The organism is Flavobacterium terrisoli, assembly GCF_030167905.1.
Lineage (GTDB): Bacteria > Bacteroidota > Bacteroidia > Flavobacteriales > Flavobacteriaceae > Flavobacterium > Flavobacterium terrisoli.
In genome coordinates, this window is sequence record NZ_JARGNA010000006.1 from 267,943 (window position 1) to 281,933 (window position 13,991).

Genomic DNA, 13,991 nt, shown 5'->3' on the forward strand with positions numbered 1-13,991 from the left:
AGTTGAGGTTGGAGGCAGTCTTTTAAAAGCAGAAAAAAAGAAGCAACATGAAAAATTTACAAAAAATAGACCTGTTTAATTTTGATTTGGAAAATGGAAAGCAACGTCCATATCTTCCATTGTTCTATCAAACTTTTGGTCAGCCAATCGGTACCGCACCGGTTGTAGTAGTCAATCACGCTTTGACGGGCAATTCCAATGTTACCGGAGAAAATGGCTGGTGGAACGATTTGATTGGCTCGGGCAACATCATCGATACCAATTACTTCACGGTTATTGCCTTCAACATTCCCGGGAATGGCTATGATGACAACTTTGGGAATCTGATATCCAATTATAAGGATTTTACCATTCGCGATGTGGCCAGAATCTTTTGGGAAGGTCTGAATTTCCTGAAAGTAAATCAGGTTTTCTCCGTAATTGGCGGAAGTTTGGGCGGAGCTGTGGCCTGGGAAATGGCGACATTGAAACCAAGCAGTGTTCAAAATTTGATTCCGATTGCCACCGATTGGAAAGCGACCGATTGGGTCATTGCCAATGTATTAATCCAGGACCAGGTGCTCAACAATTCTGATGATCCCATTGCGGATGCCCGTTTGCACGCGATGTTGCTCTACAGAACACCTCAATCCATCAACCAACGTTTTCAAAGAAATAAGTTTAACGAATCATCGGTGTTTCAAATTGAAAACTGGCTGGCGAATCACGGGGTAAAGCTCAAAAACCGCTTTCGCTTGTCGTCTTATAAACTGATGAATCATTTGCTTAAAACCAATGATATTACTCGGGATCGAAATGATTTTTTGGCGGTAGCCAACGAAATTCAGGGAAATATCCATGTAGTAGCCGTCGATACGGATTACTTTTTTATCCCGGATGAAAACCGAGAAACGGTTGAAATTTTAAAACCAGTTAAAGAAAATGTCTTTTACCACGAAATACAATCCATTCACGGACACGACGCTTTCTTAATCGAATTCGAACAATTAGCCCAAATTTTATCACCCATTTTTAACAAACAAAAACAACACAATTATGTCAACGCTTAGAATCAATATCGTCCTTTTTGGAATCGGAAATGTCGGTAGTACTTTAGTCAATCAGGTTATCGAAAGCCAAAAGTTCTTTCTCGAAAAGAAGAATATCGACCTTAGATTTCCCATCATCACCAATTCCACTTTGGCTTTCTTTGAAAAAGACGGCCTGAAAAACCAATGGGAAGCCAATTTTGCCCAATCCGCTATTCCGTTCCGAATTGAAGACATCATCGAGTATGTTCAGGAACAACAATTGGAAAACCTGATTGCCGTTGATGCGACTGCCAGTCAGGACATCATCAAAAATTATATTCCGCTGATCCAAAACGGATTTAGTATCGTTGCCGCCAATAAAAAAGCGAATACGTTGCACTTCGATTTTTATAAGGAACTGAGAAGAAACCTAAAGAAATACGACAAAACCTTTTTATACGAAACCAATGTCGGCGCTGGTTTGCCTGTCGTTCAAACGATAAATGATCTTCACTTTTCGGGTGAAGAAATTACCAAAATCCGTGGTGTATTCTCTGGTTCACTAAGCTATATCTTCAACCGTTTCTCTGCGGAGGAATTGCCGTTTTCCAAAATTTTGACCGATGCCGAGAAGTTAGGTTATACCGAACCCGATTCACGTGAAGACTTATCCGGTAATGATGTGGCGAGAAAGCTTTTGATTCTGGCGCGTGAAATCGAACATGAATTTGAGTTTTCCGATATCAAAATAGAATCCCTTTTGCTTCCAAACCTAAATGAAACCAACTCCAAAGCGGAGTATTCTGTAAACAAATCATTGTTCGACAAACCATTTCAAATTGCCAAAATCACCCAAGCCGATGATCATGCCCTGCGCTATGTGGGCGAACTCGATGTCAAGACAAAGCAATTGGAAGTGAAACTGATTTCGGTGCCAAAAAGTTCAGCCTTGGGCCAACTCAAAGGTGCCGATAATCTGATTGAGATTTATACCAAATCCTATGGCGAAATCCCAATCGTCATTCAAGGCGCCGGAGCCGGAAAACAAGTTACGGCTCGTGGCGTTTTGACCGATATTCTCAAAATTGCAGAGAAAATCAAAATCAAGGAAGCGGTTTGGTTGTAGCTCAACTAAACCAAATCGCTTCTCTTTTAATAACCAACAAACAAAAAAGAGTAACCAATGAAATTAGATTTAATTGCCTTAGCCATTCCGTTTTTTGCCTTTTTTATGGTATTGGAATACTACATCAGCAGAAGAAAAAACAAAGAGGTTCATCAGTTTAACGAAAGTGTCGCCAATATCAATGTCGGCATCGCCGAACGAATTACGGATTTGTTGACGACCGGTTCGTTCTTCTTTGTGTTTTCCTGGCTGAATAAGAATTGGGCCATTTTCAATATCGAAAGTAATTGGATTACGTGGATTTTGTTATTCCTCGCGACCGATTTGGTTTGGTATTGGTATCATCGTTTCGGACACCAAATCAATCTGTTTTGGGCAGCTCATATTGTTCATCACCAAAGCGATGATTTCAATTATACCGCAGCCGCAAGAATCACCATCATTCAAGCCGTATTTCGCGGTTTGTTCTGGAGTATTTTACCCATCATCGGATTTCCGGCAGAGATGATTACGGTATTATTGCTCATCCACGGAACGTATCCTTTTTTCACGCATACGCAACTGGTTGGGAAATTAGGTTGGCTCGAATACATTATCGTAACGCCATCGCATCATCGTGTGCATCACAGCAGCAATCCCGAATATCTGGATAAGAATTTTGGTGATATGCTGATTATTTGGGACAAAATATTTGGCACTTTCGCAGAAGAAAAAACCGAGCCCAAATATGGCCTGACCAAATCCCTCGGAAGCCACAGTTTCCTTTGGCAACATTTTCACTATTTCCTCGAACTCATTGTCGCTGTGCGTTTGGCAAAAACCGTTAAGGGAAAACTCAAAGTCATCTTCGGCAGTCCGGATGACCATGACCCAAGAATCCGAACGCTTTTGGAACGCAAATTGTCCCAAAAAGTAACCCATATCCAATACACTGAAAAACTCATCCGCGCTATACAGATTAAAACTGTTACGACTATCATTGTCCTTTTTGTCACCATTTTGTTTTCACCCTACATTTCGCAACCCAATTTGTGGATGCTCACCACATTCATCGTTTTAAGCGTTATAGTTACCGGCGCGATGCTCGAACAAAAACGCTGGATTTTCCATCTCGAGTTTGTCCGATTCAGCATTCTCTGTTTTATTTTCAATGAAACCGTAATGACCATCTATGTGACCGCATTAATTTTAACGGTATATACTTTAGCCTTGCTATTTTACAAAACCATTCATACGAGTTACCAAAGATTTTTATTTACTAACTAACCTTAAACCTTTGAGATTAAGAGGAGGACTGCCAGTGGCAGTCAGGCACAAGAGCTTTAGCTCGACAATTACACGAAAACGTTGTAGGTTTTTATTTTTTTAAAACTGTTGCAAAAACCAATTCTATGCCGTTACTTTGCACTGTTCATAAACATTTTGTTCGTTATCACGAAAGCTGGAGGGAATAGACCCGTTGAAAGCTTAGCAACCCTTTGCCAAAAGAAGGTGCTACATTCTATCCCAAATTGGGAGCAGATAACCCCGAGAATTCTTCTCACTTTCATGATAACATACTATAATTAATGCTGAACTTGTTTCAGTATCTTGAGCGAACGGCTTGCGCATTGTTGCAGTCCATTTTCCCGCTGTCCGCGCTACAAGGTAGCTGCTGCCATCGGGGCTAATAAGTTATCCATTTTTGTAAATAAGAATATGTCAAAAATTCAAGACGCTATAAAAGAAAGAATCCTCGTCCTCGACGGCGCGATGGGAACGATGCTGCAGCGCAACAATTTCTCTGAAGAAGATTTCCGTGGCGAACGCTTCAAGGATTTTCCACATCCGCTAAAAGGCAACAACGATTTGCTTTCGATCACCCAACCAGAAGCCGTAAAACAAGTTCACCGTTTGTATTTTCAGGCTGGTGCTGATATCGTGGAAACCAATACTTTTTCCGGAACAACCATCGGTATGGCCGATTATCACTTAGAGGATTTGGTTTACGAACTCAACTACGAATCGGCAAAAATTGCGCGTGAAGTAGCCGATGAATTTACCGACCGACCACGTTTTGTGGCGGGTTCCATCGGGCCAACAAACCGTACCGCATCGATGTCACCAGACGTAAACGATCCGGGATTTAGAGCCGTAACGTTTGATGATTTACGTATTGCTTACAAACAACAAGTGGAAGCGTTAATCGATGGTGGTTGTGATGTGCTTTTGGTGGAAACGATCTTTGATACGTTGAACGCCAAAGCCGCTTTATTCGCCATCGAAGAAGTAAAGGAAGAACGCAATCTCGATATTCCTGTGATGGTTTCAGGAACGATTACCGATGCGTCAGGAAGAACTTTATCGGGACAAACCGTAGAAGCATTTTTGATTTCGATTCAGCATATCGATTTGTTGAGTATCGGATTCAATTGTGCACTTGGAGCAGACCAGTTGAAACCATACTTAAAAAGATTAGCTCATAATACTACGCTGAATATTTCCGCACATCCAAATGCCGGTTTACCGAATGCTTTCGGGCAGTATGACCAAACACCGGAGGAAATGCAAGCCTTAATAAAAGAATATTTACAGGACAATTTAGTCAACATCATTGGCGGTTGTTGTGGTACAACACCAGAGCATATCAAAGCCATTGCCGATGTAGCCAAAGAGTTCCAACCAAGAATTTTAGAAACGATATAATGGCGGAAGCAACTACAAAATATTTAAAACTTTCGGGTTTGGAGCCGCTTATTGTGACTCCGGAATCCAATTTTATCAACGTCGGAGAAAGAACCAATGTAACCGGTTCGCGTAAATTCCTCCGATTAATCAAAGAAGGCAACTACGAAGAAGCACTCGATATCGCCCGTAACCAAGTGGAAGGTGGCGCGCAAATCATCGATGTCAACATGGACGAAGGAATGTTGGATGGTGTTTATGCCATGACCAAATTCCTAAACCTGATTGCGGCCGAACCCGATATTGCGAGAGTTCCGGTGATGATTGACAGTTCCAAATGGGAGATCATCGAAGCCGGTTTGAAAGTGGTACAAGGAAAAGGAGTCGTAAATTCGATTTCACTCAAAGAAGGGAAAGAAGCGTTTATCCATCATGCGAAATTGATTAAAAGATATGGAGCCGCGGTTATCGTAATGGCTTTCGACGAAGATGGTCAGGCCGATAACTACGAAAGACGTATCGAAATCTGTAAACGTTCGTATGATATTTTAGTCGATGAAGTCCATTTCCCGGCAGAAGACATCATCTTCGACCCGAATATTTTCCCGGTAGCCACCGGAATGGAAGAACACAAATTAAACGCTTTGGATTTTTTCCGAGCCACCAAATGGATTCGTGAAAACTTGCCTTATGCCGGTGTTTCCGGTGGTGTGAGTAACGTTTCGTTTTCGTTCCGTGGGAATGATAAAGTGCGTGAAGCCATGCATTCGGCGTTCTTGTACCATGCCATCAAAAACGGTATGACGATGGGAATTGTAAATCCGGAAATGCTCGAGATTTATGATGAAATCGACACAATTTTATTAGAGCATGTAGAAGATGTTTTATTAAACAGAAGAGAAGACGCCACCGAAAGATTATTGGATTTGGCCGAAAGTTTTAAAGGCGATTTTAAAGCCAATGAAAAAGCAATCCAGGAATGGAGAAATGGTTCGGTTCAAGATAGATTAACCCATTCGTTAGTCAAAGGGATTGATGAATTTATCGAAATAGATGTCGAAGAGGCACGCCAATTGGCCTCCAAACCAATCGAAGTGATTGAGGTTAATTTGATGGCCGGAATGAATGTCGTGGGCGATTTATTCGGAAGCGGAAAAATGTTTTTGCCACAAGTGGTAAAATCGGCGCGTGTGATGAAAAAAGCCGTGGCGTATTTATTACCTTATATAGAAGCTTCCAAAGATGGAAAATCTTCCTCAGCCGGTAAGGTGTTGATGGCAACGGTAAAAGGTGATGTACACGACATTGGTAAAAATATAGTAGCAGTAGTTTTGGGTTGTAACAACTTTGAAATTATCGATTTGGGCGTAATGGTACCACCGGAAAAAATCATTGAAGCTGCGGTTCGCGAGAACGTTGACATCATTGGTTTGAGCGGATTGATTACGCCGTCATTAGACGAAATGGTGTATTTGGCCAAAGAAATGGACAAACTCAATATCAAAATCCCGGTAATGATCGGTGGTGCAACGACTTCGAGAGCGCATACCGCCGTGAAAATTGCTCCGGAATACAAAGAAACTGTCGTTCACGTAAACGATGCGTCGCGTGCGGTAACCGTGGCGAGTAATTTATTGCAGGCAGAAACCAAAGTCGATTACGCCAAAACCGTTCGTGCCGAATATGACAAACTCCGTGAAGGCTATTTAAATAGAAGCCGAGATAAAAATTATCATTCAATTGAAAACGCCAGAAAGAACAAACTGCAACTCGATTGGGATAATTTCACACCAGTGAAACCGAATTTTATCGGAACCAAAACCGTTGAAGTTGAATTGTCTGACTTGGTTGATTTTATCGACTGGACACCATTTTTCAGTTCGTGGGAATTGTTCGGGAAATACCCGGCGATTTTGACTGATGCCGTTGTCGGCGAACAAGCGACTTCGTTATTTGCCGATGCACAGAAAATGTTACACCAAATCGTTTCCGAAAAATGGCTGACCGCCAAAGGTATTCTTGGAATTTTTCCTGCGAATACGGTCAATGATGACGATATTGAAGTTCAAGGAACGAATCACAAATTTTTAACGCTTCGCCAACAATCCCAAAAAACTGCCGGTGCGCCAAACATCGCGTTAGCCGATTTCGTAGCGCCAAAAGACAGCGGAAAACAGGATTATATTGGCTGTTTTTGTGTGACTACCGGTTTTGGTGTTGATGAAAAAGCAGCCGAATTTGAAAAGCAATTAGATGATTACAATTCGATTTTAGTAAAGGCTTTAGGTGACCGATTGGCCGAAGCTTTTGCTGAATATTTACACTTACAGGTTCGTAAGGAATTCTGGGGTTATGCTTCGGATGAAAGCCTGACGAACCAGGATTTGATAGACGAAGAATACAAAGGCATTCGTCCGGCACCGGGCTATCCAGCATGTCCTGATCATTTGGAAAAACCAACCATTTGGAAACTTTTAAATGTCGAACAGGAAATAGGCGTAAGGCTTACGGAAAGTATGGCAATGTGGCCGGCATCTTCGGTTTCAGGATATTATTTTGCGAATCCGGAAAGCAAGTATTTCGGACTCGGGAAAATAAAAGAAGATCAGGTAATCGATTACGCCAAAAGAAGAGGAATTAGTACAGAGACAGCCACCAAATGGCTCAATCCAAACATAGCAGATTAAGATGAAAGTAACCCAGCATATAGAAAACGCCAGTGGAAAACCTTTGTTTTCCTTCGAGATTTTACCGCCGTTAAAAGGACAAAACATCCAATCTATTTTTGACAGCATTGATCCGTTGATGGAATTCAATCCACCGTTTATTGATGTAACCTACCATCGTGAGGAATATGAATACAAAGAATTGCCAAGCGGTTTGCTGCAAAAGAAAGTCGTAAAAAAACGTCCGGGAACGGTTGGAATTTGTGCCGGTATTCAGAACAAATACAATGTGGATGCCATTCCGCATATTTTGTGTGGTGGTTTTACCAAAGAAGACACTGAAAATCTCTTGATTGATTTGGACTTTTTAGGCATTGATAATGTTGTCGCACTTCGCGGTGACGCATTGAAAACTGAAACCTATTTTCATCCTGAGAAAGACGGAAATACCTATGCGACCGAGCTGGTAACGCAAATTAGCAACCTGAACAAAGGCATTTATCTGGATGAAGATTTAAAGAATTCAGCGCAAACCAATTTCTGTATCGGTGTGGCCGGTTATCCGGAGAAACACATGGAAGCACCAAGTTTGGACAGCGATATTCATTTCTTAAAGCAAAAAATTAAAAACGGAGCGGAATATATCATTACGCAAATGTTTTTTGACAATAAAAAATTCTTTGATTTTGTAGACAAATGCCGCGCAGCAGGAATTACCGTTCCGATTATCCCGGGATTAAAACCAATTGCGACCAAGAAACAATTGAACTTGATTCCGCACCGATTCAGTTTGGAATTGCCCGATGATTTAATCATGGCGGTGGTTAAAGCCAAAGACAACGATGCCGTAAAAGAGATCGGGATTGAATGGTGTACCGAGCAAAGTAAGGAATTGGTAGCCGCCGGAATTCCGGTGTTGCACTATTATTCTATGGGGAAAGCCGAGAACATCAAAGCGATTGCGAAAAACGTTTTTTAGGATTGTATCAGACTCCGAAGATATAACACAATACAAATAGGAACTATAAAAAGGAAAGCTAAGCCTGCTATTGAAAACTTATAATTTTTTGGTTTGTATTTTATTAAAAATACAATCGCAATGATATTAATGACAGTTGCTAATAGTGTCCAGAGCGGAAAATTGATTAGAAATGCAGCAATAAGTTCGATACCAACCGTAATTGTTAGATTTTTATTCAGGTTTTCCACGAGATAGTTTTTTCAAATATAAAGTTTTTTTGCAAAAGACAAATACTGATTAGCCCTGATGGGAGCGACACCGAAGTAAAGCGGACAGCAGGAATCTAGCCAACAAAAATGCCCGAACTTTTCGCTCCTAGTAATTAAACAACAAGTTGTTTAATTTGCCGAATGTCCACCGGACATTCTCCTCTTAATATCAAATCCATTATATTTGTGCGTTTTAAATTTTAGGATGAAGAAAACTTACCTGCTTTTTTTACTGTTTACCGTGTCGCTTTTTGGTCAAAACACCAATCCTTTTACAGTGGAAGCGTCGATTTTGAGAGGAAATGCGTTACCGCATACCGAAGACATGTATCATTTGGTTAACGGTCATCCACAAGGCTTTATGTTGAGTGTTGTCAAAAAAACCGATGGTTCCAAAGAATGGCATCAAGCTTATAATTACCCTGATTATGGTGGTTATTTTTTATACCAGGATTTTAACAGTCAGCCTTTGGGACAAAATTATTCAGTGGGTGCGTTGTATAATTTCTATTTTTGGAAGAGACATTTGCAGTTAAAATTATCACAGGGAATTGCTTATACGACCAATCCTTATGACAAGGTTGACAACAGTACCAATAAAGCTTTCGGTAGTAAATTGATGGGCAATACCAATATTGGTTTGGCTTATGACAATCAGAATTTATTCAAAAATGTTGGTTTCCAAGCCGGAATTTTATTTACTCATTATTCCAACGGTAGGATGAAATCGCCTAATAGCGGCATCAATACCTATTTGCTGAACCTTGGTCTGAATTATAATTTTTCAGAAGATTTTAAACGCCAGCCTGATACGACTACGGTTAAGAAATCATTCAAGCAGCCCATTCATTTCAACTTTGTGTTGCGTTCGGGAATCAATGAAAATCCGATCATCAACAGCGGGCAATATCCATTTTACCATATTGGGGTTTATGCCGATAAGCGTTTGAATCGAAAAACCGCTATGCAGTTGGGCGCCGAATTGTTTTTGACCAAATCGATTGAGGAATATATCAAATATTACTCGGTGGCTTATCCGGAAGATCATTTGGATGCCAATACAGATTACAGAAGAGTTGGGATTTTTGTTGGGCATGAATTGATGATTAACCGAATTTCGCTTGAAGCGCAAATAGGTTATTATGTTTACCAACCGTTTAAAAAAGACATTCCTGTGTATGACAGGGTTGGGATAAAATATTATTTCACCAATAAAATATTTGGCGGATTTACCATCAAAACGCATATGTTTTTGGCAGAAGCGCTCGAGTTTGGCATTGGTTACAGATTATAAAAACAAGAAAATGAAAAAGTCAATATTCTTTATCGCTTTGGTTTTGGTTTTCATTTCATGTGAAAAACCAAGTGATTGCATTGAAAGTACTGGTGAGATTATTACAAAGCAAGTTCCCGTTGCGCCCTTTAAAAAAATAAAAGTATATCGCGGGATTGAAGTGGTTATTACCGACGGTCCGGAAACCAAAGTGGAAATTGTAGCCGGTGAAAATTTTATCGATAATGTGCAAGTAAGGCAAAACGGAGACCAATTGATATTTGAAAACGAAACGAGTTGCAATTGGGTTCGTTCTTATGGCCGGGTAAAGATATTGGTTACCACGCCAACCTTAGAGGAAGTTTATTCTAAAACCGATAGGGATATTAGTTCTAATGGTGCGCTGACCTTTCCGTATATTAGTTTTATTTCAATGGATAAAGATGGTGACGGGGAAAGTGGCGCCGGAACCGGTGATTTTATCATCAATGTAAACAATGATTATTTGAATATTGCCAACAATAATGTGTCCCGTTTCTATCTTACAGGACAAACCAATACTGCAGAGTTTAATTTCTATTTTGGAGATGGAAGAATTGAAGCCGAGAATTTAACAGCGCAGAATGTAAAAGTATACCATCGCGGTTCCAATGATATGATTGTGAAACCTATTCAAAGTATTATAGGTGTTATGAACAGCACCGGAAACATCATTCTTAAAAATGTACCACCGGTTGTGGATGTTGATGAATTGTATCAGGGAAGAGTAATCTATCCATAAAAAAATCCCGAAGTAATTCGGGATTTTTTGTTTTATTTCTTTTTTGTTTTCTCTCTGAAAATCTGTTCCAGGTTTTTGCTTTTCAAACTGATTTGAAGTGTTTTCAAACTGTTATCGTGGGCAAAGTCGAATACTTTCGGGCGCATGTCTTCGTCAGTGCTGAAGGTCAGTAACCAAAGGTTATCACCGCTGTTTTTGTAGGTTTTGATATTGGGTAGTTTGGCCAAAATGCTATCGTCAATCGCTTTGTCAAATTCGACTTCGATGATTTGTTCCTTTTCTTCCGAAACCAGTTTGTCCAGTTTTTTATCGGTTACAATTTTGCCGTGGTCAATGATGATCACGCGGTCGCAAATGGCTTCTACTTCCTGCATAATATGTGTCGAAAGAAAAACCGTTTTGTCTTTCCCGACATTCTTAATCACATTCCTGATTTCGACCAATTGGTTCGGATCCAATCCTGTGGTTGGTTCGTCCAAAATCAACACGTCAGGATTGTGGAGTAAGGCTGTGGCCAAGCCAACACGCTGACGGAAACCTTTAGACAATTGGCCAATTTTCTTGTGGCTTTCGGGAGTCAAACCGGTCAGTTCAATCACTTCTTCAATACGTGATTTGGCTACTTTATATACATCGGCATTAAAAGCCAAATATTCACGAATGTATAAATCCAGATACAACGGATTGTGCTCAGGCAAATAACCCACCGATTTTTGGACCAGGATTTGAGCTTCGTTAACATCATTGCCATTCACGGCAGCTTTGCCTTCATCGGCATTGATATAGGTCGTCAAAATTTTCATCAAAGTAGATTTTCCGGCGCCATTCGGACCAAGGAAACCGACGATTTCTCCTTTTTTAATGGAGAACGAAACATTGTCCAGTGCTTTTTGGGCACCGTAACTTTTGGAAATATTTTGAACTTCTATCGACATAAATGTACTATTTGGAGCAAATGTAATAATTAATAAAAGTATAACGAAAAATTACTGCTTTTATGATGCAGCGAAAACGTTTCCGTAACTTTTTTTGCGAAGTCTTGTAAAACGGACGTTTTATTTTTCTACATTAGCAAAACATAAAAAAAGCAATGAGACAATTTAACACATTTTATAACTATTTCTTTTATTTCTTCTTCGGACAGAAAAAGGGACTAGTATTGTGTTATGTGAAAAAGTAAATTTCAAAACAACTATAATATAAATCCCAACGAAAGTTGGGATTTTTTTTTTGATTAACCCGAGACCGTTAGGTCGAATTGTACGAAGTAAATGGAAACAAAAATAGCAATACAAGGCATCAAAGGTTCGTTTCACCACCAAGTGGCGCAGGAATATTTCCAGCAGGAACATGCATTGGACGAATGTATGTCATTTGATGATTTGGTGAAAAGTTTGGTGAACAATCAGGCACACAAAGGCGTGATGGCGTTGGAGAATTCTATCGCCGGTTCGATTATTCCAAATTATGCCTTAATCGATAGAAACAATCTCCATATTATTGGTGAACATTACCTTGATATTCACATGAATTTAATGGTCTTGAAAGGCCAAAAAATTGAAGACATCAAAGAAGTCCATTCGCATCCGATTGCGTTGTTGCAGTGCGCCGTTTTCTTTAGCCAATATCCACATATCAAATTGGTCGAAAGTGGCGATACCGCTGAAACTGCACGTAGGATTCAGGAACAAAAACTCATCGGGATTGGTGCTGTTGCGGCTCCGATTGCGGCTAAATTATACGATTTGGAAATTCTCGCGGCCGGGATTCACACCATTCAGAGTAACAAAACCCGATTTGTGATTGTCAAAACGACCAATAAAGAATGGCCCAAAGATGAGATTAATAAGGCTTCCATAAAGTTTGAGTTGGATGATACCGCCGGAAGTTTGGCAACCGTGTTAAACGTGATGAACAACTGCAAACTCAACCTGACCAAAATCCAGTCGATGCCGATTATTGAAACACCTTTTCAGTATTCTTTTTTTGTCGATGTGATTTTTGAAAAGTACAAACACTATGAAAAAGCCAAAAATATTTTAGCCCTGATGACCACCCATTTCAAAGTCTTGGGCGAATACAAAAACGGAAGATTATGATAACAACAGCCAACCGATTAAACAGCGTTCAGGAATACTACTTTTCGAGAAAATTGCGTGAAGTACGCCAACTCATAGCCGATGGAAAACCGGTAATCAATATGGGCATCGGCAGTCCCGATTTGGCACCCGATAAAACCGTAATTCAAGCGATGAGTAAATCTATGTTTGATGACAAAGCCCACGAATACCAAAGCTATCAAGGCTTACCCGAATTGCGAAAAGGCATGGCCGATTTTTACGCGAATCAGTTTGGCGTGGCTTTGGATTTCAATACCGAGATTTTGCCGTTAATGGGTTCCAAAGAAGGCATCATGCACATTTCACTGGCATTTTTAAACGAAGGCGATGAAGTGTTGATTCCCAATCCGGGTTATCCGACTTATGCTTCGGTCACCGAATTGGTGCAGGCGAAAGCAGTGAATTACGATTTAACAGCAGCTAACGATTGGCAGCCCGATTTTGAACAATTGGAACAAATGGATTTGTCTAAAGTCAAACTGATGTGGGTTTCCTATCCGCATATGCCGACCGGTGCCAATGGAACCAAAGCGTTGTTTGAAAAGCTGATTGCTTTTGGCAAAAAGCACCACATATTGATTGTCAATGACAATCCGTACAGTTTTGTGTTGAATGACCATCCGATTTCGATTTTACAAATTGATGGAGCGAAAGAGGTCACTTTAGAATTGAATTCTTTATCCAAAACCTACAACATGGCTGGTTGGCGCGTGGGAATGGTCATGGGAAATCCGAAACTGATTGACGCGGTGTTGAAAGTCAAAAGCAATATGGACAGCGGTATGTTTTACGGCATTCAGAAAGGCGCGATTGAAGCCTTGAAATTAGGGAAGGATTGGTTTAACAGACAAAATGAAGTCTATACAGCTAGACGCAATCTGCTTTTTCAATTGGCCGAAAAACTGAACTGTACTTTCGATAAAAAAAGTGTGGGTTTGTTTGTTTGGGCCAAATTACCTGAAGGTATTTCGGCGGAAGCATTCATTGACAGGGTTTTAATCGAGAAGCATATTTTTATAACGCCCGGAATCATTTTTGGCAGCAATGGTGAAGGTTATATCCGTTTTTCACTTTGTGTAACCGAAGAAAAAATACAGGAAGCAATTGCCCGATTTTAAACA

General features: G+C 40.3%; 11 protein-coding genes and 1 riboswitch. Of the genes, 10 read left to right on the forward strand and 1 reads right to left on the reverse strand.

Annotation, left to right across the window (positions count from 1 at the left end; all coding sequences use genetic code 11):
- Positions 1 to 47: 47 nt before the first annotated feature.
- The 8 genes from P1K33_RS10180 to P1K33_RS10215 all read left to right on the forward strand — a co-directional run bounded on the left by P1K33_RS10180 (position 48) and on the right by P1K33_RS10215 (position 10,750).
- The gene (locus P1K33_RS10180; RefSeq protein ID WP_284652857.1) at positions 48 to 1,049 is read left to right on the forward strand and encodes an alpha/beta fold hydrolase; all 1,002 of its coding nucleotides are present in this window, start codon (positions 48 to 50) and stop codon (positions 1,047 to 1,049) included.
- Positions 1,036 to 2,136 (forward strand): homoserine dehydrogenase family protein, encoded by a 1,101-nt coding sequence (locus P1K33_RS10185; RefSeq protein WP_284652858.1) that lies wholly within the window; start codon positions 1,036 to 1,038, stop codon positions 2,134 to 2,136. The genes P1K33_RS10180 and P1K33_RS10185 overlap by 14 nt, the downstream gene beginning before the upstream one ends.
- 57 nt (positions 2,137 to 2,193) lie before the next feature.
- Positions 2,194 to 3,402, forward strand: a complete 1,209-nt coding sequence (locus tag P1K33_RS10190; RefSeq protein WP_284652859.1) for a sterol desaturase family protein — start codon at positions 2,194 to 2,196, stop codon at positions 3,400 to 3,402.
- Between the two features lie 160 nt (positions 3,403 to 3,562).
- A riboswitch (SAM riboswitch) is annotated at positions 3,563 to 3,664 on the forward strand.
- A 170-nt stretch (positions 3,665 to 3,834) separates the two neighbouring features.
- Positions 3,835 to 4,821 (forward strand): homocysteine S-methyltransferase family protein, encoded by a 987-nt coding sequence (locus P1K33_RS10195; protein ID WP_284652860.1) that lies wholly within the window; start codon positions 3,835 to 3,837, stop codon positions 4,819 to 4,821.
- A complete protein-coding gene (gene metH / locus P1K33_RS10200) occupies positions 4,821 to 7,487 on the forward strand; it encodes a methionine synthase (protein WP_284652861.1) in 2,667 nt (888 codons plus the stop codon). Before P1K33_RS10195 ends, metH begins: the two co-directional genes overlap by 1 nt.
- Position 7,488: 1 nt before the next feature.
- Positions 7,489 to 8,445, forward strand: coding sequence for a methylenetetrahydrofolate reductase [NAD(P)H] (gene metF, locus P1K33_RS10205; RefSeq protein WP_284652862.1), 957 nt, complete (start codon positions 7,489 to 7,491; stop codon positions 8,443 to 8,445).
- Positions 8,446 to 8,901: 456 nt separating this feature from the next.
- Complete coding sequence (locus tag P1K33_RS10210; RefSeq protein WP_284652863.1) at positions 8,902 to 9,990, forward strand: acyloxyacyl hydrolase; 1,089 nt, start codon at positions 8,902 to 8,904, stop codon at positions 9,988 to 9,990.
- Positions 9,991 to 10,000: 10 nt separating this feature from the next.
- Positions 10,001 to 10,750: a head GIN domain-containing protein gene (locus P1K33_RS10215; protein ID WP_284652864.1), complete on the forward strand. Its 750-nt coding sequence runs from the start codon at positions 10,001 to 10,003 to the stop codon at positions 10,748 to 10,750.
- 32 nt (positions 10,751 to 10,782) lie between these two features.
- On the opposite strand, the gene gldA is transcribed toward P1K33_RS10215, so the two are convergent.
- Complete coding sequence (gene gldA / locus P1K33_RS10220; RefSeq protein ID WP_284652865.1) at positions 10,783 to 11,685, reverse strand: gliding motility-associated ABC transporter ATP-binding subunit GldA; 903 nt, start codon at positions 11,683 to 11,685, stop codon at positions 10,783 to 10,785.
- Positions 11,686 to 12,021: 336 nt separating this feature from the next.
- On the opposite strand from gldA, the gene P1K33_RS10225 reads away from it, so the two are divergent.
- Together P1K33_RS10225 and P1K33_RS10230 are read left to right on the forward strand one after the other, a co-directional pair.
- Positions 12,022 to 12,849 carry a prephenate dehydratase gene (locus tag P1K33_RS10225; protein WP_284652866.1) on the forward strand — a complete coding sequence of 276 codons (828 nt, stop codon included), beginning with the start codon at positions 12,022 to 12,024 and terminating at the stop codon, positions 12,847 to 12,849.
- A complete protein-coding gene (locus P1K33_RS10230) occupies positions 12,846 to 13,988 on the forward strand; it encodes a pyridoxal phosphate-dependent aminotransferase (RefSeq protein ID WP_284652867.1) in 1,143 nt (380 codons plus the stop codon). The genes P1K33_RS10225 and P1K33_RS10230 overlap by 4 nt, the downstream gene beginning before the upstream one ends.
- Positions 13,989 to 13,991: the final 3 nt, after the last annotated feature.

Coding starts and splice junctions, on each gene's coding strand:
- P1K33_RS10180 (WP_284652857.1), top strand. CDS start 48: ATGAAAAATTTACAAAAAATAGACCTGTTTAATTTTGATTTGGAAAAT.
- P1K33_RS10185 (WP_284652858.1), top strand. CDS start 1,036: ATGTCAACGCTTAGAATCAATATCGTCCTTTTTGGAATCGGAAATGTC.
- P1K33_RS10190 (WP_284652859.1), top strand. CDS start 2,194: ATGAAATTAGATTTAATTGCCTTAGCCATTCCGTTTTTTGCCTTTTTT.
- P1K33_RS10195 (WP_284652860.1), top strand. CDS start 3,835: ATGTCAAAAATTCAAGACGCTATAAAAGAAAGAATCCTCGTCCTCGAC.
- metH (WP_284652861.1), top strand. CDS start 4,821: ATGGCGGAAGCAACTACAAAATATTTAAAACTTTCGGGTTTGGAGCCG.
- metF (WP_284652862.1), top strand. CDS start 7,489: ATGAAAGTAACCCAGCATATAGAAAACGCCAGTGGAAAACCTTTGTTT.
- P1K33_RS10210 (WP_284652863.1), top strand. CDS start 8,902: ATGAAGAAAACTTACCTGCTTTTTTTACTGTTTACCGTGTCGCTTTTT.
- P1K33_RS10215 (WP_284652864.1), top strand. CDS start 10,001: ATGAAAAAGTCAATATTCTTTATCGCTTTGGTTTTGGTTTTCATTTCA.
- gldA (WP_284652865.1), bottom strand. CDS start 11,685: ATGTCGATAGAAGTTCAAAATATTTCCAAAAGTTACGGTGCCCAAAAA.
- P1K33_RS10225 (WP_284652866.1), top strand. CDS start 12,022: ATGGAAACAAAAATAGCAATACAAGGCATCAAAGGTTCGTTTCACCAC.
- P1K33_RS10230 (WP_284652867.1), top strand. CDS start 12,846: ATGATAACAACAGCCAACCGATTAAACAGCGTTCAGGAATACTACTTT.